Origin of the sequence: Marinobacter pelagius, assembly GCF_003315345.1 — a bacterium.
In the GTDB taxonomy this organism is placed as follows: domain Bacteria; phylum Pseudomonadota; class Gammaproteobacteria; order Pseudomonadales; family Oleiphilaceae; genus Marinobacter; species Marinobacter pelagius_A.
Genome location: NZ_QNRO01000005.1, coordinates 94068 through 116469 on the forward strand (window position 1 = coordinate 94068; position 22402 = coordinate 116469).

Annotated in this window: 21 protein-coding genes; 8 read left to right on the forward strand and 13 right to left on the reverse strand. The window is 59.4% G+C overall.

The window, feature by feature from the left end; genetic code table 11:
* Positions 1-3: 3 nt before the first annotated feature.
* Genes DET50_RS06495 through DET50_RS06505 form a run of 3 tightly spaced genes read left to right on the forward strand, consistent with a single transcriptional unit; the run spans position 4 to position 3829 of the window.
* On the forward strand, positions 4-1212 hold the full coding sequence (locus tag DET50_RS06495; RefSeq protein WP_113862065.1) for an ABC transporter substrate-binding protein: 1209 nt from the start codon (positions 4-6) through the stop codon (positions 1210-1212).
* A gap of 8 nt (positions 1213-1220) precedes the next feature.
* Entirely contained in the window at positions 1221-2030 is an 810-nt protein-coding gene (locus DET50_RS06500; RefSeq protein ID WP_113862066.1) for an ABC transporter ATP-binding protein, read from the forward strand.
* Complete coding sequence (locus tag DET50_RS06505) at positions 2027-3829, forward strand: AMP-dependent synthetase/ligase (RefSeq protein WP_113862159.1); 1803 nt, start codon at positions 2027-2029, stop codon at positions 3827-3829. Before DET50_RS06500 ends, DET50_RS06505 begins: the two co-directional genes overlap by 4 nt.
* A gap of 8 nt (positions 3830-3837) precedes the next feature.
* Here the strand turns inward: DET50_RS06505 and DET50_RS06510 are convergent, their stop codons facing one another.
* The 3 genes from DET50_RS06510 to DET50_RS06520 all read right to left on the reverse strand — a co-directional run bounded on the left by DET50_RS06510 (position 3838) and on the right by DET50_RS06520 (position 8072).
* On the reverse strand, positions 3838-4785 hold the full coding sequence (locus DET50_RS06510) for a hypothetical protein (protein ID WP_113862067.1): 948 nt from the start codon (positions 4783-4785) through the stop codon (positions 3838-3840).
* Between the two features lie 103 nt (positions 4786-4888).
* Positions 4889-7657 carry a mechanosensitive ion channel domain-containing protein gene (locus DET50_RS06515; RefSeq protein ID WP_113862068.1) on the reverse strand — a complete coding sequence of 923 codons (2769 nt, stop codon included), beginning with the start codon at positions 7655-7657 and terminating at the stop codon, positions 4889-4891.
* A gap of 127 nt (positions 7658-7784) precedes the next feature.
* Complete coding sequence (locus tag DET50_RS06520) at positions 7785-8072, reverse strand: YebG family protein (RefSeq protein WP_113862069.1); 288 nt, start codon at positions 8070-8072, stop codon at positions 7785-7787.
* Positions 8073-8302: 230 nt separating this feature from the next.
* Between DET50_RS06520 and DET50_RS06525 the strand changes: the two genes are divergently transcribed.
* Positions 8303-9553: an ABC transporter substrate-binding protein gene (locus DET50_RS06525; protein ID WP_113862070.1), complete on the forward strand. Its 1251-nt coding sequence runs from the start codon at positions 8303-8305 to the stop codon at positions 9551-9553.
* Positions 9554-9615: 62 nt separating this feature from the next.
* Here DET50_RS06525 and DET50_RS06530 read toward each other — a convergent pair whose 3' ends face one another.
* The 9 genes from DET50_RS06530 to DET50_RS06565 all read right to left on the reverse strand — a co-directional run bounded on the left by DET50_RS06530 (position 9616) and on the right by DET50_RS06565 (position 16984).
* Entirely contained in the window at positions 9616-9855 is a 240-nt protein-coding gene (locus DET50_RS06530) for a sulfurtransferase TusA family protein (protein WP_113862071.1), read from the reverse strand.
* Positions 9848-9973, reverse strand: coding sequence for a hypothetical protein (locus DET50_RS19595; RefSeq protein ID WP_258546070.1), 126 nt, complete (start codon positions 9971-9973; stop codon positions 9848-9850). Before DET50_RS19595 ends, DET50_RS06530 begins: the two co-directional genes overlap by 8 nt.
* The gene (locus tag DET50_RS06535) at positions 9970-11142 is read right to left on the reverse strand and encodes a formate dehydrogenase subunit gamma (protein WP_113862072.1); all 1173 of its coding nucleotides are present in this window, start codon (positions 11140-11142) and stop codon (positions 9970-9972) included. The genes DET50_RS19595 and DET50_RS06535 overlap by 4 nt, the downstream gene beginning before the upstream one ends.
* 86 nt (positions 11143-11228) lie before the next feature.
* Entirely contained in the window at positions 11229-11837 is a 609-nt protein-coding gene (gene fdh3B, locus DET50_RS06540) for a formate dehydrogenase FDH3 subunit beta (protein WP_113862073.1), read from the reverse strand.
* A 15-nt stretch (positions 11838-11852) separates the two neighbouring features.
* On the reverse strand, positions 11853-14738 hold the full coding sequence (locus DET50_RS06545; RefSeq protein WP_113862074.1) for a formate dehydrogenase subunit alpha: 2886 nt from the start codon (positions 14736-14738) through the stop codon (positions 11853-11855).
* A gap of 88 nt (positions 14739-14826) precedes the next feature.
* The gene (locus DET50_RS06550; protein WP_091997649.1) at positions 14827-15018 is read right to left on the reverse strand and encodes a twin-arginine translocation signal domain-containing protein; all 192 of its coding nucleotides are present in this window, start codon (positions 15016-15018) and stop codon (positions 14827-14829) included.
* A gap of 40 nt (positions 15019-15058) precedes the next feature.
* Positions 15059-15670: a TorD/DmsD family molecular chaperone gene (locus DET50_RS06555; RefSeq protein ID WP_113862075.1), complete on the reverse strand. Its 612-nt coding sequence runs from the start codon at positions 15668-15670 to the stop codon at positions 15059-15061.
* A gap of 109 nt (positions 15671-15779) precedes the next feature.
* Positions 15780-16406 carry a DUF3306 domain-containing protein gene (locus tag DET50_RS06560; protein WP_113862076.1) on the reverse strand — a complete coding sequence of 209 codons (627 nt, stop codon included), beginning with the start codon at positions 16404-16406 and terminating at the stop codon, positions 15780-15782.
* Entirely contained in the window at positions 16406-16984 is a 579-nt protein-coding gene (locus tag DET50_RS06565) for a DUF3305 domain-containing protein (protein WP_113862077.1), read from the reverse strand. The genes DET50_RS06560 and DET50_RS06565 overlap by 1 nt, the downstream gene beginning before the upstream one ends.
* A gap of 143 nt (positions 16985-17127) precedes the next feature.
* Here DET50_RS06565 and DET50_RS06570 point away from each other — a divergent pair, with 143 nt between their 5' ends.
* From DET50_RS06570 to DET50_RS06585, 4 genes are read left to right on the forward strand one after another with little or no spacing between them, the layout of a single operon-like run.
* A complete protein-coding gene (locus tag DET50_RS06570) occupies positions 17128-19107 on the forward strand; it encodes a 4Fe-4S binding protein (protein ID WP_113862078.1) in 1980 nt (659 codons plus the stop codon).
* A gap of 17 nt (positions 19108-19124) precedes the next feature.
* Entirely contained in the window at positions 19125-19973 is an 849-nt protein-coding gene (locus tag DET50_RS06575; protein WP_091997640.1) for an Mrp/NBP35 family ATP-binding protein, read from the forward strand.
* Positions 19970-20674, forward strand: a complete 705-nt coding sequence (locus DET50_RS06580; protein ID WP_113862079.1) for a biotin/lipoate--protein ligase family protein — start codon at positions 19970-19972, stop codon at positions 20672-20674. Before DET50_RS06575 ends, DET50_RS06580 begins: the two co-directional genes overlap by 4 nt.
* Entirely contained in the window at positions 20671-21147 is a 477-nt protein-coding gene (locus tag DET50_RS06585) for a DUF6505 family protein (protein WP_113862080.1), read from the forward strand. The genes DET50_RS06580 and DET50_RS06585 overlap by 4 nt, the downstream gene beginning before the upstream one ends.
* Here DET50_RS06585 and DET50_RS06590 read toward each other — a convergent pair whose 3' ends face one another.
* Positions 21148-22395, reverse strand: a complete 1248-nt coding sequence (locus tag DET50_RS06590; RefSeq protein ID WP_113862081.1) for a molybdopterin-binding protein — start codon at positions 22393-22395, stop codon at positions 21148-21150. It lies immediately after the preceding gene.
* Positions 22396-22402 lie beyond the last annotated feature (7 nt).

Genomic DNA, 22402 nt, shown 5'->3' on the forward strand with positions numbered 1-22402 from the left:
AACATGTTCAGAAACATCCTCAAAAAAGGACGCAAGCTCGCCGGGCTTGGTGGCCTGGTTGCTGCGTTGACCGTAGCCGCCCCTGCCATAGCCCAGGACAAGGAGCCCATCGTGTTCGGTGGTTCCATTCCGCTCTCCGGTGTCTTTGCCTTTGCCGGTATCCATATTCATGCCGGCCTGACGGACTACACGGACTGGATCAACAGCCAGGGTGGCATCAACGGCCACCCGGTGGAATACGTGATGGAGGACACCGCCTACGAGGTGGACCGTTCGGTGGCCGCCTTCAAGAAAATCTCCGGCAGCAGCTCACCGGCGACCTATTACGGTGACAGCACCGGCTTCATGAAGGCCATTGCCTCGGAACTCAACAGCATGGGGACCACGCTGATGAGTGGGGCGTCCTTCGCCACGGCGCTGACTGACAACGAGCAATATCCCTACCAGTTCATCCCCGGTCCCAACTACAGCCAGATGTTCGGCATTATTCTGGAGTACATCGCCTCCCAGGGTGAGGGCGACGACATGCCGACAGTGGCCTTCGTCTACAGCGATACCGAGTTCGGCAAGGATCCCATCGAGAACGGCAAGGCCCGGGCTGCCGAGTTGGGCATCGAGGTGGTCGAGGAGATCGTCACCAAGCCGGGCAGTGTGGACGTGTCCGCCGAGGTTCTGAAACTGCGCCGGGTTCGTCCGGATTACGTGGTGTTCCACGGCTACGTGCTGTCGCCGATCAACGAGTTCATGGTGCAGATGCGCCAGATGGGCCTGGATACCCAGTTCATGGGTACCTTCTGGTCCTCCGACAAGCTGATCATTGACAAGATGGGCGCGGACGCCGACGGCTACATGGGGGTCATGCCGTACAACTACTATGACAGCGAGGAGAGCGGCCCGATGCTGGATGCGCTCCGTGCCCAGGCCGAGAAGAGCGATCCTGAGGCAGGGTATCGTCCCACCGGCTACATGCAGGGCTGGTTCAACGCCATGGTCTGGACCGAGGTGATCAAGCGCACCCTGGATGCCGGAAAGGAGCTGACCGCGGACAACATGGCCGCGGCACTGGCTTCCATCGAGGACTGGGATACCGGCGGCATCATCGGTATTCCGGTCACGGTGAAAGACATGTCGTTCCCGGTCGGCCGGATCTGGCGCGTCAATGCCGAGAAAGGCCGTTACGAGCCGGTGTCGGACTGGATTCACCTCGACTGAGGGGCTGTATGGAAGCCTTACTGGAAATCGATAACATCGAGGTGGTCTACAACAAGGCGGTGCAGGTCCTCCGGGGCCTGTCACTGCGGGTACCGGAGGGCGCCATTGTGGCGCTCCTCGGTTCCAATGGCGCCGGCAAATCCACCACCCTGAAAAGTGTTTCCGGCCTGCTGACCCTGGAAGACGGCGAAGTCACTGCCGGCGAGGTGCGCTTTCGGGGCCAGGATGTGAAGGGCATACCGCCGGAGAAACTGGTGCGCAACGGTCTGTTCCACGTGATGGAGGGGCGCCGGGTATTCGAGGACCTGACCGTCGAGGAAAACCTGATTGCCGCCACTTACGCGCTCAGTGGCCGCAAACCCTCTTTGAGCGACAGCTACGAGCTGGTCTACAACTATTTCCCCCGGCTCAAGGAGAGGCGCAAACAGCTGGCGGGTTACCTGTCCGGCGGTGAACAGCAGATGCTGGCCCTGGGTAGAGCCCTGATTGCCCAACCGGACCTGATCATGCTCGACGAACCGTCCCTGGGCCTGGCGCCACTGCTGGTCGAGGAAATCTTCACCATTGTGGCCCGCATCAACCGGGAGCAGGGCACGGCGATCCTGCTGGTGGAACAGAACGCGGCGGTTTCCCTGGCGATCGCCTCCTACGGCTACATCATGGAAAACGGCAAGATCGTGATCGATGGGCCGACGGAAAAACTCACCGCCAATGAGGATGTCCAGGAGTTCTATCTGGGGGTGGGCGGTGCCGAAGGTGAAACCCGCAGTTACCGGGATATCAAGCATTACAAACGTCGTAAGCGATGGCTCTCATGACAACACCGACAATACCCGAACTCACCCTTCCCCAGATGCTGCGGGCCCACGCCCGGGACCGTTCCGATCACCTGGCCCTGCGCCAGAAGGATTTCGGCATCTGGCAGGCCTATACCTGGCAGGACTACTATCAGCGCGCCTGTCATTTCGGACTGGGACTGCGGGCACTTGGCCTCGGCGAGGGTGGCCATGTGGCGATCATCTCGGAAAATCGGGTGGAGTGGGTGATTGCCCAGATGGGTATTGGTTTGGTGAAGGGCATCTGTGTCGGTGTCTACCCCACCAGTCCCTGGAATGAAGTAGCCTACGTGTTGGAACACAGCGATGCCGAAATCGTGGTGTGCGAGGATCAGGAACAGACCGACAAGGTGATCGAGGCCTGGCCGCAGCTCCCGCACCTGCAGCACTGCGTCACCGTCGATATGAAGGGCCTGCGCAACTATCCGGCGCCACCCACCGCCTTCGAGGCCGTGGAAGCCATGGGCCGCGAGTATGAAGCGCAACACCCGGACCTGATTGACCAGATGCTCGCCAGCCAGGTCATGGACGATACCGCGCTGATGATCTACACCTCCGGCTCCACCGGGCGTCCCAAGGGCGCCATGATCAGCTGGGGCAACCTGCATGCCGCGGCGCCGGGGCTGATTGAACTGCTGGGTGTCGACCGGCACGCGTCCAGCCTGTCCTACCTGCCTTTGTGCCACGTGGCCGAGCAGGCACTGACCAACATTGCGCCGGTGTATGTGGGCAGCACCGTGAGTTTCGGGGAAAGCCTGCGGACCGTGCAGGAGGATCTCCGGGAAATCGCGCCGACCTTCTTCCTGGGCGTGCCCAGGATCTGGGAAAAGCTGCATTCCGCTATCTACATCAAGATCCAGGAGACGGGGCGCCTGCGCCAGGCCCTGTTCAATTGGGCGATGCGGGCCTGCGAGCCGCTGGCCACCAAAAACCGGGCACAGCGGACCCTGAAGGAGAAACTGGTCTATGGGATGAGCTACTGGCTGGTCTTCCGGGCCTTGCAGAACTACATCGGCCTGCGCCGCTGCCACATTGCCCTGACCGGCGCGGCCCCGATCTCTACCGGCATTCTCTCCTTCTTCCGGACCATTGGTATTCCCCTGGTGGAAGTCTATGGCCAGACGGAGAGCACTGGCGTTGCCACCGCCCAGCCCCTGGACGACATCCGGCTCGGTACCGTCGGCGTGGCGATCAGGGGCGTCGAGGCCAAGCTCGGGGAACAGGACGAAATCCTCATGCGCGGCGGCAGCATGTTCAAGGGCTATTACAAGAATGACGAGGCCACGGCATCGACCCTGAAGGACGGCTGGCTCCACACCGGGGATGTGGGTGAGTGGTGTGACGGCCAGTTGAGGATTGTCGACCGCCTGAAAGACATCATGATCACCGCCGGAGGCAAGAACCTGTCGCCCACCGAGATCGAGAACACCATCAAGGCCAGTCCCTACATCAAGGAGTGCATCGTGGTGGGGGAGGCGCGGAAGTACGTCTCGGCCCTGATCCAGATTGATTTCGAGACGGTGGCCAAGTGGGCGGAGCAGGAGCGGATCCCCTACACCACCTTCCGCAGCCTGGCCGAGCACGAGCAGGTCAATGACCTGATCCGCACCGAAATCGAGAAGGGTAATGACCAGCTGCCCCAGGTGGCGCAAATCAAACGCTTCCACCTGCTGACCAAGGAACTCGACCACGACGACGATGAAGTGACGGCGACCATGAAGGTGCGCCGCAGCAACATCTACGAAAAGTACATTGATGTGATCGAGTCGCTGTACGCCTGAGGCGACTCTCAGTAGCTATCATTGAGCAGCTGGTGGTATTCCGTCTTGAAGCGCTCCAGGCTCAGGTAACGGTTCCGGTGATCCACCAACCCGGCAGCGTTGAAGGCTTTGACGAAAGCTTCGGATTCGCCGGAATAGACTGTGCCGTACAGGCCCTCCCAATCCGCGAACTGGACGAGATCCAGCAGTACCGTCAGGGCAAGTTGGCCGTTCGCCTCTTCCAGGTAGTGGTAGGCCAGGGCGTAGTGTTCGAAGCGGTAGTCGGTGGTGGTGGCGTCGTAGATGGTGACATCCAACAACGGGTCGTAATCATAGTGCTGGTAGACCGGCGCAATGGGCTCTCCGGCTACCAACGCTGCCTGGCCTTCGGCAAACCACAGGGGCAGGAGCGAATTCCTCGCCTGATAACGGCTCAGGTTTTCCTGGACGTAGTGGGCCAGTTCATGGGTGAGGATCCGGTCGGTGTCGTAGGGCCACTGGCTGGTGTAGGGCATGATGCTGACGGCCGCAACCGATGCGGACGCAAACTCGGTTCGGGAAACGGTCGGGCTCAGGCAACCAATCAGCCGGTCCGGGTAGCGAACCGCGGTGCTCCGGTCCTCAACAAACTCCGGCCAGCGTAGCTGGAACCGGCTCAGTACCCCATCAATGCGCCGCTCCAGTTCGGTTGCCGCCGCGCGGAAGTCGGTTTCGCTGTAGGCGGATGAACCGTAGACCCGGACCCGGCCGCTCTCGGTTTCAAAATACAGGTTATCGTCAACACAGACTTCCGCTGCCGCGTCCAGGCTCCAGGAATCGTCCGGGAAGTCATCACCGGTGTCACCCACATAGAGGAAGAATCCGGGGGTATAGGAATCCCGGTCCCAGTCGTCATCATAACCATCGGACACCGTCACCTTGCAGCCTGAGAGCAAGATAACGGCAAGGCCTGTGAGTACTGCTGCGGTTCTGTTCATCCCGCCCCCCGGCGATATTGTTGTTACCCGCTATCTTCTCAGAGCGGGAAACGGGATGCCGTCAACCGGTGTAAAGATCCGGTAAATGCCGTTCCTCTGAGACTTATTCCGGATCATAAGCCTGCTCCCTGGGCGAATCCACAGCTCTGCCCGGGAATGAGCCCGTAGCGGTGCGGATGTGAATGTCCCGCTGGGGGAAGGGGATCTCGATCCCTGCCTCCCGCAAGGACCGGGTGATGGTTGCGTGCAGCTCGTGAGACAGGAGCATGATGTCGTTGATGTCCCGCACGAACACCCGGATCTCGAAGTTCACGCTGCTGTCGCCGAGGCCAACGCAGAATACCGCCGGTGCCGGATCGTCTACCACCCGTTCGTTGTCGGTGGCTATCCGGAACAGCAGTTCCTGAACCTTGTCCACGTCGGAGCCATAGGCAACACCCACCCGGACGATAACCCGGGTAATGGCGTCGGTCAGGGTCCAGTTGGTCAGGTCCTGGGTGACAAAGGTCTTGTTGGGAATGATCTGTTCCTTGCGGTCCCAGTCCACCAGGGTAGTCGCCCGGATGCGGATCCGGGAGACGGTGCCGGTAATGCCGCCAATGGAAACGGTATCGCCGACCCGGATAGGCCGTTCGAACAGCAGGATCAGGCCCGAGACGAAGTTGGCCACGATTTCCTGCAGACCAAAGCCCAGCCCCACCCCGAGGGCTGCTACCAGCCACTGCAGTTTCGACCACTGCACGCCCAGCACCCCGAGCGCGGCGATGATGCCGATAAAGACGATGATGTAGGTGGCCATGGTGGTGATGGCGTAACCCACACCAGGCTCCAGCCGCAGCCGGCTCAGGAACATGACTTCCAGGGTACCCGGCAGGTTGCGTGCCGCCAGTACGGTGCCTGCGCCGACCGCGAGCGCGAGCATCAGGTCACCGAGGTTGATGGGCACGGGATCTTCACCCTCGACCCCGGCATCGATGCTCCAGAGGGTGATGGCGTCAAAGATGCCCAGGGCCGGGAAGACATCGTCCCACAGCATCCACAGGCCGATACCGGCCACCACTAGTGAAAGCGTGCGAAGCAGGGTCTCACTCTGCTGGCTGATGTCGTTCATGTCCTGGCGGGGGGATTCGAAACTGGCCGGCATTGCCTCACCAGTGGACTCAGCCGCTTCCCGGGCCTCAGCCAGCTTGCGCTCGGCCTCGCGCTCCTCAAGACGTCGGATCAGCGCCATGCGCCGTTCCCGGACAGACAGGCCCCGCAAACCAAGGTAGTGCAACAGGATCACGAAGGCGAGCCAGCAGATACTCATGAACATCAGGCCTTCGAGGCGCACCGCACTGTAGTGGTAGCCCCAGAAGGAGAGCACGGCGAGCATCGGTGGCACAGCAACCGCCCCGACATGCAGGATCTTGAGGGCCCGACGTCCGGGCTGATCCTGGCGCACAGCGGACATGAACTGGTGGGCGAACCAGGCCAGTGCCAGTGAGGCGATGGCAAAAAGCGCGCGGCCCAGGCTATCACTGTAGGCCGAACCTTCCGGGATGGCCATGGTCGGCATGATGATCACGATCGGTGTCAGTATCCACAGCAGAAGCGGAATCTGCCTGCGGAGGGCCTGGAGCGTGTTGGAATTCCAGTGGAAATGCCGCTCGCCCAGCCCTTCGGGATAGGCAACGGTATACACGCTCCGCAACAGGAGCATGGTGAAGGCAGCATTGGAGAAACCCCGGGACAAAGCGTGCAGGAACTCGTTACCTTCGTCGAGCAGCAATGAAACCAGCCCCAGTGCCCCAACTGCCGGTAGTGCCCGGAGCAGGCTCAGCAGGCTCGCGTAAAGAGTCAGGTTCCAGTGGTCCTTCCCGACATTGCCCACGTCTTCCCCGGTTTTGACCAGCGCCCTGCGGAAGGCAGTACGACGCGCCGAGAGGATGATCAGCACGATTACAAGTGCCGTGATCGCCAGCCAGTCCTCATTGAAGGAAGCTTTTACCGCCTCGCGCAGCCCCGACCAGCCCGGGTTTGATACCAGCCAGCTGACACTCTGGAACAGCTTTCCAAATGTTTCCGTGTTGATGGTATTGGTACTGGGAAGCCAGAACAGGCGCTGCTGCAGCAGTTCCTTGTAAGCCTCGAGGCGATCCTGGATCTGCGTGACGGTGCTGTAATAGTCGTTCAGCACCTCGATGTGTTCGGTGACCGCACCGTGCAACTGACGCAGGAGGCGGGCCCGGCGTACCTCCAACTGGCCCCGGATGTCGTCGGTGGGATTGATTACCGCTTCGAACTCCTCAAGGCGCAGCTGTTCCTCCCGCGCTGCGGAGAGTTGGGCGCTGATGCCCTGGGTGAGCCCCGCTGCGATGGTCTGGCTCCGCAGGCGTTCGAGGCGCTGGCGAAGCAGATTGGCATACTGGTTGGTCAGGTTCAGCCCGGCGCGCTCCAGCCGCAGCTGGAAACTTTCGTACTCGTTGTCGAGGCGCTTGAGCAACGACTCGGCAAATTCCAGTCGTTCCTGGCTGGTGCCCAACGCCTGCTGGCGCGTATTCAGGGCTTCTTCCAGTTTCTGGATCTGCTGGCGGATGTCCTCGGTCTCGGGTGCCGGTAGCTGGCTTTCCAGCGGCTCTTCCAGTGCCTCGATTTCCGGCTTTACCGGAGTGGGAGAGGGTTCGGGCTCTTTCTCCTCTTCTTCGGGCGCCTCCTGATCCTTATTCTCGCCGTTCTCGCTGTCTTCCTCTTGCACGGGGGGCTGCTGCTCGGTCTGGGTCTGTACCGGTGGAAGCAGGTCGTCCAGGGCCGCAGTCATCTGTTGGGCGGCAACCCCGCTGGTCCAGAAGGCCAGGGAGCAAAGCAACAGGAGAAGCAAGCGAATAGTCATGGATGAAAAGAGATCCCGCACGAGTTTCCGATAGTGTAGCCAGAATACCGGGTGGGGAGGGAGGATAACGGCGTTACGGTCGTGTAAATGGCCGACGGGTAACGCCGCATGATAGGGCGGTGGCAGCTTACTCGCCGGTTTCCCCGGCGGCCTCTGCATTCAGCACCTGCGGCTTCTTCAGGGCCTTCTGGAACAGGTCTTTCTCTTCGGCAATGGCCATGGCGCATTGTTCGGCCAGTTGCTCGCCCAGCCCCTCGACCTTGCGCTCCAGGAACATCTGGATGTTCTCGGCCAGTTCCAGAATCTTGTCGCGGGCATCCGCCTCGGCTTTGGATTGAAAAAGCATCGTGTCGGGATTCTTCAGAGCCATTTCCAGGCCATCCTTATCCGAGTAGTAGAGTGCTTGTACTGCCATGAGGTTTCCTCGCAGTCTTTTGGGATCTGTATGTTTGTACAGTAGTGGATGGTACACGAGTGTGGGGAAGTTGGGGAGTCAAATACAAACAGCAAGGCGGTTGTGGAGCCTTGGGATACAGTTCGTAACGAAAAATACCGCTCTTTTTACATTGAACAACCGTTCAGTTTTTTAAATGCGGGTATAGTTCCGACACCAAAAAATACAAGACAAATCAGAGGACTGTATCAATGAAAAGGAGAGCAATCCTGCTCGCGGGCTTGATCCTGTGTATTGCCAGTTTCCCGTTGATGGCGGAAACGATACGGCTGGGCTTCAATTATCCGGAATCCGGGCGTTATAAAAATCTTGGCTTGCAGCAAAGACTCGCAGCCTTCCTTGCGGTGAATGAAATCAACGAGGCTGGTGGTATCCTCGGCAGGGAGGTTGAGCTGGTCATTCGCAATACGGCCGGTGAGCCAGAAAGGGGCGCTACCAACACGGAAGAGCTCATCCGCGAGGAGAACGTGGACATGATCTTCGGCGGCGCCTCAAGTGCTGTGACCATCGCCTCGGGCAAGGTGGCGAAAAAGCTGGGCCGCCTGTATTTCGGAACCACCACTTCCGCCAACGCCACCACTGGCAGCGAAGGCCATGATCACATGTTTCGTGAGTATCCCAACGCCTGGATGACCGCGAACGCGCTCGGCCACTACCTGACCGAAAACTTTGGCGATGCCAATTACTTCTACGTGACCGCCGATTACACCTGGGGCCATTCCTCGGAGGCGTCACTCCGGGCGTTCACCAATACCACCGACACCGAGAAACACCCGCATGCCATGACCCCCTTTCCAAGGGCGCTGATCCGGGATTTCAGGAAGGCTCTGGAGGCTGCCGAGGCAAGCAATGCCGACGTGGTGGTGTTGGTTCTTTACGGCGATGACCTGGTTCGGGCACTGCAGGTAGCCTATGAAATGGGTCTGAAAGACAAGGTGCAGATCGTCCTGCCCAACGTCACGCTGGGCATCGCCCAGGCCGTCGGTGCCACAATCCTGGAAGGGGTTATTTCCACCACGCCCTGGGAGTGGATGATTCCCTACCAGCTCGACTTCCCCCGAGGCCAGGAGTTTGTCGAGGCGTTTACGCAAGAATACGGGGTAAGGCCCACCTCAACCGCAGCTACCGCCTATGGCATTGTCTATGAGTACAAGTCTGCCGTTGAACGTGCTGGCACCACCGACACCGAGGCGCTGATCAAGGCCCTGGAAGGGCATGAGTACACCCTGCTGAAAGACCGTCAGCAATGGCGTGCGTTCGATCACCAGAACCTGCAGACGGTTTATGTGGTGCGCAGTAAGCCCCGGAATCAGGTGCTCGACGATGAACTGCGCAGTGACTTCTTCGAGGTTGTTGGTTCTCTTGAAGGGGGGAAAGCCGCGCAGACACTGGAGCAGTGGCAGGCTGAACGGGCAGCAGCGAATAAGCCGCCGTATTTGTGAGAGGGATTGATCCCGCCTGACACGCCAGAAGCGCCCCGCTCAAGACAGGGCGCTTCTGAAGCCTATGCCAAACAGATCCGATAGCGGAGAACGCCCGCCTCCTCCTCCCGAATCCATTCAATCCGGTGCCCTGTTACCTCGCAAAGTGCCTGCATGTCCTTGCGGCCGCTGGGATCGTCGGCCAGGAACTCGACCTGCGTGCCACTGGGCAAACCCTGGGTGCGTTTCTTGAAGCGCAGAATCGGAAGAGGGCACACCAGACCGACTGCATCGATCTGGTATACCCCGGACTGATCAGTCAAGACGCACGCTCTCACTGCTGGTCATTTCGGCTGAGGACCAGCCGAACTGGTTCAGAACGATCGGGGAGAGAGAAGCAATGACCAATGCTGCGACAAATGCGGAAATCATGACCTTCATGAAGATCCTCCTTTGTCCTGTTTGGCCTCGACGTCGGCCACCCAGAGGTCGTGGTGCTGGCGGGCCCACTCGAGGTCAACCTGACCGTTACCCATGGCATCGAAAGCACCTTCCATACCGACCGAGCCGATGTAGATGTGAGCGATGATGGCCACCATCATCACGAACGCCACGATCGAGTGCCAGATGTTGGCATACTGCATCTCCTGATGCGGTGCCAGGTCAGTCGGGAGACTGGTACCCAGAACGCTGTTGATGACACCAAAGGTGTCGGCAAACATGGGCATCTGGAACGGAAACAGCAGCGACAGCCCGGACAGGGAGACAGAAACACCCAACACCATCACCGTCCAGAAAACGATCTTCTGGCCCGCGTTGAATTTCTTTGCCGAGGGATGGCTCTTGGTAAAGATGCCGCCACCAGCCTTGAGCCACTGCCAATCCAACTTGTTGGGAATGTTGTGCGCCACCCACATGACAAACGTCATGACCAGGCCCAGCATAAAGGCCCAGGCAATGTTGTTGTGAAGCCACTTGGAGCCGGCTGCCAGAGTCGCAAAGGCGTCGGGCCCCAGAACGGGAATCAGGAAGCTGCGCCCCATCAGGGTAATCAGTCCGGTGATACCCAGTGCGATAAACGAGCCCGCCAGTAACCAGTGACCAAAGCGTTCCACGGGCTTGAATCGTTCAATGGTCGTGCCCGCAGGGCCGCCATCGATCATGATTCTTCCGCGAACGAAGTAGAAAATTACAAGCAGTACGATGATGCCCAACAGGGCGCTGCCACCGTAGGTAATGACCGGACCTTCCCGCAGCTTGTACCAGGCAATGCCTTCATCCTGGATCATGACGCCATTGGCGGGGCCGGGGGACTGAACGGTAGGGTCAATCTTGTTGTAGCGGATGGAACGCCAGGCATCGGCATCAGAGATACCGCCCCGGGTTCCAAGCTGATCGGTGATTGGCGCCGCATTGGCCGGATTACCCAGGTTCTCGGAGCGGAAACTCTCGTCCAGTTTCAACTGCTCCTGACGGCGCATTATGTCTTCGAGGGTCTGGGCTCCCCCGGTCGCTGTTCGATCAGCCGTCGGGGCCTCTTGTGCCCAGGCAGGATTGAACAGCAGTGTCGCCAGCACGAGGGCGGCGGCACCCAATAGGTTTTTGTTCATTAGAGCACTCCAACGGAATGAACAAGAAGACTTCGTTGCCTCAATGGATTCCGGGGCCCAATGGACCCCGGAATACTCAGGCCAGTTTATGCGCCCTTCTTCTCGTAGGCTGTGCCCCATCCCCAGGCGCCGGAACCGAAACCACGGTTCACAACACGCTGGCGATAGATGTCCGCCACCTCGTTGCCGTCACCGGCCAACAGGGCTTTGGTGGAGCACATTTCCGCACAGATTGGCAGTTTGCCTTCGGCAATACGGTTGCGACCGTACTTCTGGAACTCGACGGTGGAATTGTCTTCTTCCGGGCCGCCTGCACAGAAGGTGCACTTGTCCATCTTGCCCCGGCTGCCAAAGTTACCCGCTTGCGGGAACTGGGGCGCGCCGAAGGGGCAAGCGTAGAAGCAATAGCCACAACCGATACACAGATCCTTGGAGTGCAGCACCACACCGTCTTCGGTCTGGTAGAAGCAGTCCACCGGACAGACGGCCATGCAGGGCGCGTCCGAACAGTGCATGCAAGCTACCGATATCGAGCGCTCGCCCGGCTTACCATCTTCGATGGTTACCACGCGGCGACGGTTGATGCCCCAGGGGACTTCATGTTCATTCTTACAGGCCGTTACGCAGGCATTACATTCGATGCAGCGCTCGGCGTCGCAAAGGAATTTTGCTCTTGCTTGTCCTTCAATAGCCATGGTCTACACCTCTTGTTATGCCGGCATGATCGAACACAGGGTTGCTTTGGTCTCTTGCATCTGCGTGACCGAGTCATACCCGTATGTTTGAACCGTGTTGGTGGATTCGCCCAGAACGATTGGGTCGGCGCCCTTGGGATACTTGTCCCGCAGGTCCTTGCCCTGGTAGTGACCACCGAAGTGGAAGGGCATGAATGCCACGCCTTCTCCGACACGTTCTGTCACCATGGCCTTGACCTTGATCTTGGCGCCCTCCGGACCATGAACCCAGACGTCGTGACCATCACGGATGTTCAGGTTATTCGCATCGCGCGGGTTCACCTCAATGAACATCTCCTGCTGAAGTTCTGCCAGCCAGGGGTTCGAGCGGGTTTCATCACCACCACCCTCGTATTCGACCAGACGGCCGGAGGTGAGGATGATGGGGAACTCCTTGCTGAAGTCCTTCTTCTGGATTGACTCGTACAGAGTCGGCACCCGCCAGAAGGTCTTGTCTTCGTAGGTCGGGTAATCCTGGACCAGATCCCGGCGGTTGGTGTACAGCGGTTCGCGATGCAGCGGTACCGGATCCGGGAAGTTCCAGACGATGGCGCGGGCCTTGGCGTTACCGAAGGGTGCGCACTCGTGCTTGATTGCCACGCGCTGGATACCACCGGACAGGTCGGTCTTCCAGTTGGTTTCCGGGCCTGCAACCGCGTCGATGGCGGCACGTTCCTCGGCGGTCAGATCGCCATCCCAACCCAGGTCCATCAGCATCTGCATGGTGAATTCCGGATAGCCGTCCTTGATCTCGGAGTTCTTGGAGTAAACACCGTCTGCCAGAATGTTCTGGCCATTGTGCTCAACACCAAACCGCGCGCGGAACGTCAGGCCGCCCTTGGATACCGGCAACGACATGTCGTACAGGTTCGCGGTGCCCGGGTGGTTCATCTCTGCGGTACCCCAGCACGGCCACGGCAGACCGTAGAAGTCACCATCGCAAGGTCCACCAACCGCGCGCAGGGTGGTCTTGTCGAAATGGTGCTGGTATTTCATGTGCTTCTTGAGACGCTCCGGGGACTGGCCGGTATAGCCGATGGTCCACATGCCGCGGTTGAACTCGAGGGTAATGTCCTCAATCGACGGCTCATCGCCATTGATGGCGATGTTGCGGAACATGCGATCGGTGAAACCGAACTTGTCGGCAAACAGCTTCATGATTTCGTGATCGACCTTGGAGTCGAACAGCGGCTCAACCACCTTTTCCCGCCACTGGAGTGAGCGGTTGGAAGCGGTTACCGAGCCGTAAGTCTCGAACTGGGTCGTGGTGGGCAGCAGATAAGCGCCTTCTTTACGATCATGCAGCACTGCAGAGACGGTGGGGAACGGATCGACGACGACCAGCAGGTCGAGCTTTTCCATCGCTTCCTTCATTTCCGTCATCCGGGTCTGGGAGTTGGGCGCGTGGCCCCACAGCACCATGGCCCGGGTGTTGTCCGGCTGCTCCAGGTTTTCCTTGGCCTCCAGAACACCGTCGATCCAGCGGGATACAGGGATGCCCTTCTCGTTCATCATGGCCTTGGATTTACCGTTCTTGTCCCACACGGCAAAGCGGCCTTTCAGATAGTCCAGATCCTCTTCCCAGACTCGTGCCCAATGGGCCCAGGAGCCAGCGGACAAGCCATAATAGCCGGGCAGGGTGTCGGCGAGCACACCGAGGTCGGTAGCGCCCTGAACGTTGTCGTGGCCGCGGAAGATGTTGGTGCCGCCGCCGGCGACGCCCATGTTGCCGAGGGCCAGTTGGAGTACGCAGTAGGCACGGGTGTTGTTGTTACCGTTGGTGTGCTGGGTACCACCCATACACCAGATCACCGTGCCGGGACGGTTGTTGGCCAGAGTGCGGGCGACCCGCTCGAGCTGTGCACCCGGTGTACCGGTGACTCGCTCTACCTCTTCCGGCGTCCACTTGGCGACTTCGGCGCGGATATCTTCCATGCCGTAAACGCGGGTACGGATGAACTCTTTGTCTTCCCAGCCGTTTTCGAAGATGTGCCAGAGAATACCCCACACCAGTGCCACGTCAGAACCCGGGCGGAAACGCACGTATTCGTCGGCGTGGGCTGCGGTGCGGGTGAAACGTGGGTCGCATACGATCAGCGGCGCGTTGTTTTCTTCCTTGGCCTTCAGTACGTGTAACAACGACACCGGGTGCGCTTCGGCGGGGTTACCCCCGATAATGAAGATCGCCTTGGAATTGTGGATGTCGTTGTAGGAGTTGGTCATTGCGCCGTAGCCCCAGGTGTTGGCTACGCCGGCAACGGTCGTCGAGTGACAGATCCGGGCCTGGTGGTCGACGTTGTTGGTACCCCAGTAGGCAGCGAACTTGCGGAACAGATACGCCTGTTCGTTGTTGAACTTGGCGCTGCCCAGCCAGTAGACGGAATCGGGGCCGCTTTCCTCACGGATTTGCAGCATCTTGTCGCCGATTTCGTTAATGGCCGTATCCCAGGAAATCTTCTGCCACTGGCCGTTGACCATTTTCATGGGGGACTTGAGGCGACGTTCGCCATGGGCGTGTTCACGGACCGAAGCGCCTTTGGCACAGTGAGCGCCCAAATTGAAGGGGCTGTCCCAGCCAGGTTCCTGACCGGTCCATACGCCATTCTGGACTTCGGCTTCAACGGTGCAGCCGACCGAACAGTGCGTACATACCGATTTCTTGACGACGACTTCGCCACCCTCAGTCGATGGGGTCGCAGCTTCAACCCTCCCCGACGTCAGCGATAGTGCCGCCAAACCACCCACTGCGACACCGGAGGTTGTCAGGAACTGACGACGATCCAGAGTCTTGGCAGCGAGAGACGAAAGCAAAGAGCCTGCACGGGGGCCTTTCGCTACCCCGTTGGTCTTCTTCCTTAACATGTCTCATACCTCTCTCATTGTTATTCTCGTTTTTTTGGAGGTGTGATCATCCAAGAGCATCACGCAATCTTGAATGAATCACGCTTCCTCAAAAGCGAGCCGATTCGAAATACTTACGTGTATGTTCGGTATCCCGTAAACCGCGGCTTTTTGGCGCGTCTGTTCTGACGACCTCCGCAGCGGCGTTCGGTGCAACCGTCATTGCCACAGCAGCCGGAGCTGCGGCAGCGGCCATTTTCAGGAAACGGCGACGGCTGTTTTCACGCTTCGGGTTGTCCATTGGACACCTCCCCCTGGGTTAAGGGATCTTTCGATCCCGGTTACTGAATCGCAAAGGCGTCGGCTTCCACGGCCATGAAGGCTCTTCCAAGCGAGCCAACCGGCGCGTAAAAGACGGCGCTTTGCGCTTCCTCCAAATCGGTAAAAAACAGTGCTGCCCACTTCGCCAGATGAGCGTCAAAAAAAACTTTCTGCGATTGAAGTCCGCTATCGCAGGGAAATTCGCCGGTAATGATGCCCGCCATGATTTCACACAGGGTGCCGATATGGTCTTCGGGCTCTTTCACCTCACTGCGGGCTTTGATGCCCCGGGACCTGAGGTCCGTTCGCAGCTCCGCCAGGGGCTTCTCGTTCAGAAAGCCGGTGAGGTAATAACTTGCGTAGGGGAGCAGCTCGCCACGGCCGAGGCCAACAAACAGGTTATTGAACTCTCGCTCGGCATCGCAGGGATTGGTTCGTTCGGCAAGGGCGGCCAAATTTTTGCAGGCCAAACCCAGGGGCGTTTCATCGCCCTGCAGTGACGCCAACCCCTGTAACAATTCACCGGAGGGTGGGTCTGCAAGCAGAACGCCCAGCAGTTGATAGATCTGGGCCCTCGCACGATCCTCTTCGGAGACCGAACGCGGGCACTGGATTTCCGCAGTGTTACTCAATTCGTGTTCCTTCTAGTTATTATTTGCGGTCTGTCACACTATTCTAGTACACATTCAAGAATAGTGGCCTAACCCGACTTTGATTCGCTAATAGCTGAAATGTATTCGGCTAATAGTCAAAACGCATCCTTGGCCGGAATCGTGGTTCCGGCGTTTCTTCCGGCTGGCTGGTTTCTTTTTGGGCAAATTGTTGCTCGGGAAGTTCTGTCGGCGTTGCCTTGTCATCAAGCTCAAGGGTGTCATCGGGCTCCGGATCCTCGGCGTTTGTCGAAACAGGCTCAGCCGAGGATATCCGCACCTGCTCGTTCGACTGGTCTTCCACGACGTCAGCGGCTTTTTTGGCTTTGTCGACAAGGCCCTCGCCAACTTTGTACACCGATGTCACGGTCTGGCCGGCCGTCGAGGCCAGGGTGTAATCCTCATCGTAATCATTGAGTCCATCCAGAACTGCGAGTACCGGGTTGGATTTCCAGAGCCCCCGCAGAGCCTTCCGGCGAAGGAACTCCGGAATTTCCTTGCGCATGAATCCGGTGATGTCGGTGCCCAGCTCGATGGTTTCCGGGTCGGGCAGGCCATATTTCTCGAGCAACTCGTGTTCGGGCAATGCTTCGTTGATCGCAAGCTCCTGCTCCTCCGGGGTAGGCTCGGACTCGACAACCGGAGGGGGGGATTGTTCTGCCTGCTTGCCGGCTTCGGCTTTTCTGCGCGCCCAGCGCTGAAGACGTGACTCGGCCATTACTGAATTCTCGGTTTTTTGATGTTCGCAGGAGCACGGAAAACGTCGCTTTCCTGACGTATGCGCGGGTCGCCCTTGGCGTCCTCAACGCGATCGACACGGACTTCGTCGCGACGGCGCTTCTTGAATGGCTCCTCGATGTAGTGCATGTCGATGAACTCTTTGATCCAGGCCGCCAGGGATTCGGGAATCGGAACCGCCTCGACAATGCTTTCGCCACTATCCAGGGAATCCAGTGCTTCATGGGCGCTGGCTGTCACGGTGCTGACAACCCACCCGGATGGCGACTGGCTCGTTACATCTTTGTCCATAATGATCCAGACAGAAGGCACGGCCATGTTAAGGGAGACCAGATAGCCCTCCACATCAGCCCGAAACAGTTCCATTGTCACGGTGCCCGCGTGGTAATCGACGACTTCGCCCCCGCGAACCATCTCTTTCCAGAACGCGTCAGGTGCCCCCGGTATGACAGCAACGGGCTTCCAGATATCCTTTGCCCAACGTGTCACGCCTGGAGATCGGCGGACGACGGCGCCCACCTTCAATTCGCGATTCCACTGTTCTGTACGACTACTCATGGTGCTTCTCATTTTTTGTTATAGCGTAAAACTAGCAGGGCACAAACGATTATCCAATTGTCCCAAAGATAATGCCTGTGGCATGCTCGAAAAGCGATACGGATACGTATACGTATAAAAACAACGAAAGAGTCAAACTCCTGATGACGGCATACAAGACCCTATTATTATGCAGCTGCGATAAATCACAGACCTTCGATTCAGAGGCCTTGCGCAAAGCCGCGGCCGCTGAGCAGGTGGTCGCGGTTGATCAACTGTGCGGCAAGGAAATGAGTATTGCCGCCGAGCACCTGGGCGCCAGCAACGACGTGCTCATTGCCTGTGGTCAGCAGGCGGCTCTGTTCGAGCGCCTCGCCGAGGACATCTACGCCGAGATCCAGCACTCTGCACCGCTGCATACCATTGATATCCGGGATCGCGCCGGCTGGAGTGCACCCGACGCGAAGCCCGAGCGATTGCACGCCAAACAGGCAGCCCTGATTGCCGCAGCTCAGCTGCCAGCGCCTATGGCACCGGCAAAGACCATCCAGTCCAGCGGTGTGTGCTGCATCGTCGGTCCGACCGAACAGGCGATAAGAATGGCCGAACTGGTACAGGACGAGCTGGGTGTGACCTGCATCGTGAACGATGCAGGCCCCATTCAGCTGCCATCCGCCGCTTACGACGTGGCTAAAGGTCAGCTAACGGGCGCCTACGGCGCACTTGGCAATTTCAAGCTGGAATTTGCCCACCTGCAAACCCTGCATCCGGCCGGTCGCGGTGAACTGGGTTACGAGGCCGCAAAGCCCACCGCCCGCAGTGAGTGCGATGTTTTTATCGACCTTCGTGGCGGCGCTCCGGCATTCCCCAGCCACGAAAAACGCAACGGTTATTTCTGGGCCGACCCGAAGAAGACCGGCGAGCTGGAGCGAATTGCCCTGACGGCCAGGGAAATGGTGGGCGAATTCGAGAAAACCGTGTTTTTCCGGTTGGAAGAATCCCTGTGCGCGCACTCCCGAGCCAATAAGCCCGGTTGTACCCGTTGCCTGGATGTCTGTCCCACCGAGGCTATTTTTTCCGCCGGGGACCACATCCAGATTGATTCGGATATTTGCGCCGGCTGCGGCTCCTGCGCCGCTGTCTGTCCCACTTCTGCGGTGACCATGAACGAAACCCCGTTCGAGGCGCTTACCAAGGCCGTGGAAGTCATGGCCAAGGTTTATCGGGAGCATACCAACCAATCGCCAAGGCTGGTGTTCCACACTCTTGGTGCGGGTACCGAAGCCATTGCCAACCTCGCCCGTTACGATAATGGCCTTGCGGATGATTTGATCCCTATGGGGCTGGAGCATGTCGACCGGATTGGCCACGCAGAAATCATGGCGGCGTTCGGGGCAGGTTACGCGGAGGTGCTGATCCTGGCGGACAACGAGATCGACCGTCGGGCGCTGGCTGCGGAAGTGGAGCTGGCCCAGGCCATGCTCAAAGGTACCCATAACTCGCCGAGCCGGGTGCGGGTTATTTCCGCCATTGAACTCTGCGATGCCGGTGACAACGCCGGCCGCGTGAGCGACCCGGTCTTGCTGGTGGGCGGTCGCCGGGACATCACCCGGGTGACGGTTGCCGCCATGTCAGACAAGATCGAAGAGCCGATTCCGCTACCTGTGGGCGCACCCTACGGCGCGATCGAAATCGACTCCGATAAATGCACGCTCTGCCTGGCCTGTGTATCACTTTGCCCGACCGGTGCACTTGGCGATCACCCGGACCGACCGGAAGTCCAGTTCACGGAGAACGCCTGCGTCCAGTGCGGCATCTGCGACAGCACTTGCCCGGAGACGGCCATTACCCTTAAGCCGCAGCTGGATGTCTCCAAGGCAGCACTGAGTGCCCGGGCATTGCACGGTGAAGAGCCGTTCGAGTGCATAAAGTGTGGGAAGCCATTTGGCGTGGCCAGTACCATTAACCGGATCGTCGAGAAGCTGGAAAACCAGCACTGGATGTACAAGAACTCTGATAACGTGCAGCTCATCAAGATGTGTGACGACTGTCGGGTCAAGGCTCAATTCCATGGGGACACCGCACCCATGGCGGGCGGTGAACGCCCCCGGGTCCGCACCAGTGATGATTATCTGGACAGCTGAAAACAACAGGACACACCATGGTTGAGTACACCGAAGTAGGAAAGAAGCCGAACCTGATCGGAACTGACGCCCCCCGGCCCCAGGATAAAAACCCCAGAGGGGTTGATCGGATCATTGCCATCGCCTCGGGTAAGGGCGGCGTTGGCAAGTCCACTGTATCGTCCAACCTGGCCGTTGCCCTGGCCTCGAAAGGTCTCAAGGTCGGCCTGCTGGATGCGGATGTCTACGGCCCGAGCCAGCCCCGTATGCTGGGGGTTTCCGGCCGTCCGTCCAGTCCGGATGGAAGTACAATTCTGCCTTTGAGAAACCACGGGGTAACACTGATGTCCCTGGGTCTCATGGCCCCTGATGATGAAGCCATCGTCTGGCGCGGGCCGATGTTGATGGGTGCCCTGCAGCAGATGATGAATCAGGTGGAGTGGGGCCGGCTGGATGTACTGCTGGTGGATCTGCCGCCTGGCACCGGCGATGTCCAGATGACCCTGAGCCAGAAATTCTTCGTGGCCGGCGCGGTCGTCGTCTCGACGCCCCAGGACATTGCCCTGATGGATGCCCGCAAGGGGATCGATATGTTCAAGCGGATGGACGTGCCGCTGTTTGGGCTGATCGAAAACATGGCCTCGTTTATCTGTGATGGTTGCGGTAAAGAGCATCACCCCTTCGGGCACGGCGGTGCGCGGGCGGAGGCCGAGAAACTGGGCGCGCCTTTCCTGGGAGAGATTCCGCTGGATCTCGATATCCGGGTCGGTTCCGACGGCGGTGTCCCGATTGTGGTGTCGAAGCCGGACAGCCCCCAGGCGCAGGCTTTCCAGCGCATTGCCGATGAAATTGTCGCCTCTGACGTCTACGCCCGGGCTATCCAATGATCGAGTCACCCCAGTTCCCGCCGTTACTGACCGGAGAAGTGGTACCCAGGCACACCGATCCTTTTGACAAGGCTGTCAGCCGGGCCATCGCGGGTGTCGATTCCGGCACGGTGTTTTACTCCGAGCAGGGCGACACCCTGCGAGCGGCCTTGGTGCTGGCGCCGGAAACACCCCTCGAAGAGGCGATTCAGGCAGTCTATGTCGCCCAGATAGGCCTGGCCGAGAGTCTAGGTGCACTGGCGCCGCCTGAAGTTCCGGTGCACTTTCAATGGCCCGACCGCATCAAGGTCAATGGCGCCCTTTGCGGCAGTGTTCGTTTCGCTGCGGATGTTTCTGACCCGAAGGCGCATCCCAATTGGCTGGTCATTGGCATTGAGGTGCCCTTTATCCCGATGACTGACGAGCCGGGAGAGAATCCGAACGAAACCTGTCTGTACGAGGAAGGCTGCGTCGAGATTACTCCCATGGCGCTGCTGGAAAGCTGGTCCAAACACACCCTGCTGTGGCTGACCTATTTCATGGACAGCGGATTTGAGCGCGTCCACAACGAGTGGCGGCCACGCTGTGACACTCTGGGTAAAATGATTGACTATCCCAGGCCCGGGCTCTTTGTCGGGCTGGACGAGAAAGGCCGGATGTTGTTGCGTGAGGGTGTCATGACCGAGACAGTGAGCCTGATTGAATTTGCGGAGCATGTATGAAATTGGCCCGAACCCTTCAGTTGGACATTTCTGACGAGAACGTCTTTGAAAAGCCTGCGCCCAGCGGCGAGTGGGCGATCTCCGGGGGCTTCGAATTTTCCAACTGGAGCGACGCGGATCTGAAGGGCAAGGCCCGCCAGGCCTTCAGCAACGGCTGGTACAGCATCGAGTCCGGTGGCCGCGCCAGTTTTGTGGGCGTTTGTGATATCACCGAAGCCGAACTGGAGCAGCTGCGGCTGACCTTGGCGCAAACCTTTGTCGAGATTTACGGCGCGCCGGATATCGATGCGGCCTATCCGGTCGCCTGTGAAGAGATTGATCAGATGCGCAGCATGTGTGAGGACTTCGAGGATAACACCCTGTTGATGGTCAGCCGCCGGCTGACCGATCTGGGTGTTGAGGAAACCTACCGTTCCCGGGCCCCGCAGGATGCCTCACTGGAGGCGTTTGCGGTGCACGGCAGCGTTGACTGATTACAGCCCGAAACTGCCGTACGGAATAAACTGGACGGGGGTTCCCGGCTCGATCTGCCGGGCACTCTCATCCAGATCCACCAAGCCTTCGGACCAGGCCAGACCGGTGACCCGCCCCGAGCCTTCCGAACCGAACACTTCGACCTTCCCATCACGGACCCGGGCGCGCAACATCTCGCTGCGCCCCGGTTTCTTGTTCTTGGAAAAGTTGGCTGGTACGAGATAGCCTTGGGGTTCGAACCATTCGGCCCCTGCCAGCAGCGCCATGGCCGGCGCACCAAATCGTAGCGCACAGACCCAGGCGGCAACCGGATTGCCCGGCAACCCCACCACGGGCGTGCCTTTGAACATGGCCAGCGCCAGGGGGCGCCCCGGTTTGATCGCGATGCGCCAGTTGCTGATCTCGCCATGGGCTTTCAGGGTCTTCGACACATGATCCTCGTCCCCGGCGGAAACACCGCCACTGGTCAGGATCAGATCGCATTGCTCAGCGCCGCGCTCCAGTGCCGCTTTTACCTCTTCGGCCCGGTCCAGCGAATGGCCGAGGTCCACCAGCTCATAACCCAGCTGTGTCACCAGGGCGCTCAGCATCGGGCGGTTGGCATCATAGATTTGCCAGTCGGTGACCGGGGAGCCGACGGGTTTCACTTCATCGCCCGTCGATAGCACGCCGACGCGCAGCCGCTGATAGACGTCGACCGACTCGACCCCCACACTGGCGAGTACCGAAATCTGGGTTGGGGTCAGGCGGGTACCCGCTGTCAGAATCCGGTCCTGTGCCTGGATGTCCTCTCCGGCCTTACGCCGATTGGCCCCGGCCTTTAACGTGCCATTCAGATGGAGCTGGCCATCGACTACCTCGCAATCCTCCTCCAACACCACAGTGTCCGTACCAGCCGGCATTATCGCGCCGGTCAGGATACGAATCGCGTGCCCCTCGGGCACCTGCCCGCTGTACGGTTCACCGGCAGCACTACGGCCATCCAGCAGGGGCAGGGTGCAGGGCACATCGGTCAAAGGTCCCGCAAACGCATAACCATCGACCGCGGAATTGCTGCTGGGCGGATGGGCCCGAGGCGCATGGACATCGCTGGCCAGTATCCGGCCATTCAGCTGCGACAGCGGGACGTCAAGATCCACGCCCACCACCGGATGCAAGCGTGAACGTAATCGCTCCAGGGCCTCGTCCACCGGCGTCCAGTTCACCCCGGGGGGCAGGGCAAAACAGTCGTTGCGAAGCGGTTTCATGGTATTT

Bases quoted from the DNA above. Each gene is read 5' to 3' on its own strand.
- DET50_RS06495 (WP_113862065.1), top strand. From the start codon at position 4: ATGTTCAGAAACATCCTCAAAAAAGGACGCAAGCTCGCCGGGCTTGGT.
- DET50_RS06500 (WP_113862066.1), top strand. From the start codon at position 1,221: ATGGAAGCCTTACTGGAAATCGATAACATCGAGGTGGTCTACAACAAG.
- DET50_RS06505 (WP_113862159.1), top strand. From the start codon at position 2,027: ATGACAACACCGACAATACCCGAACTCACCCTTCCCCAGATGCTGCGG.
- DET50_RS06510 (WP_113862067.1), bottom strand. From the start codon at position 4,785: ATGAACAGAACCGCAGCAGTACTCACAGGCCTTGCCGTTATCTTGCTC.
- DET50_RS06515 (WP_113862068.1), bottom strand. From the start codon at position 7,657: ATGACTATTCGCTTGCTTCTCCTGTTGCTTTGCTCCCTGGCCTTCTGG.
- DET50_RS06520 (WP_113862069.1), bottom strand. From the start codon at position 8,072: ATGGCAGTACAAGCACTCTACTACTCGGATAAGGATGGCCTGGAAATG.
- DET50_RS06525 (WP_113862070.1), top strand. From the start codon at position 8,303: ATGAAAAGGAGAGCAATCCTGCTCGCGGGCTTGATCCTGTGTATTGCC.
- DET50_RS19595 (WP_258546070.1), bottom strand. From the start codon at position 9,973: ATGAAGGTCATGATTTCCGCATTTGTCGCAGCATTGGTCATTGCTTCT.
- DET50_RS06535 (WP_113862072.1), bottom strand. From the start codon at position 11,142: ATGAACAAAAACCTATTGGGTGCCGCCGCCCTCGTGCTGGCGACACTG.
- fdh3B (WP_113862073.1), bottom strand. From the start codon at position 11,837: ATGGCTATTGAAGGACAAGCAAGAGCAAAATTCCTTTGCGACGCCGAG.
- DET50_RS06545 (WP_113862074.1), bottom strand. From the start codon at position 14,738: ATGTTAAGGAAGAAGACCAACGGGGTAGCGAAAGGCCCCCGTGCAGGC.
- DET50_RS06550 (WP_091997649.1), bottom strand. From the start codon at position 15,018: ATGGACAACCCGAAGCGTGAAAACAGCCGTCGCCGTTTCCTGAAAATG.
- DET50_RS06560 (WP_113862076.1), bottom strand. From the start codon at position 16,406: ATGGCCGAGTCACGTCTTCAGCGCTGGGCGCGCAGAAAAGCCGAAGCC.
- DET50_RS06565 (WP_113862077.1), bottom strand. From the start codon at position 16,984: ATGAGTAGTCGTACAGAACAGTGGAATCGCGAATTGAAGGTGGGCGCC.
- DET50_RS06570 (WP_113862078.1), top strand. From the start codon at position 17,128: ATGACGGCATACAAGACCCTATTATTATGCAGCTGCGATAAATCACAG.
- DET50_RS06575 (WP_091997640.1), top strand. From the start codon at position 19,125: ATGGTTGAGTACACCGAAGTAGGAAAGAAGCCGAACCTGATCGGAACT.
- DET50_RS06580 (WP_113862079.1), top strand. From the start codon at position 19,970: ATGATCGAGTCACCCCAGTTCCCGCCGTTACTGACCGGAGAAGTGGTA.
- DET50_RS06585 (WP_113862080.1), top strand. From the start codon at position 20,671: ATGAAATTGGCCCGAACCCTTCAGTTGGACATTTCTGACGAGAACGTC.
- DET50_RS06590 (WP_113862081.1), bottom strand. From the start codon at position 22,395: ATGAAACCGCTTCGCAACGACTGTTTTGCCCTGCCCCCCGGGGTGAAC.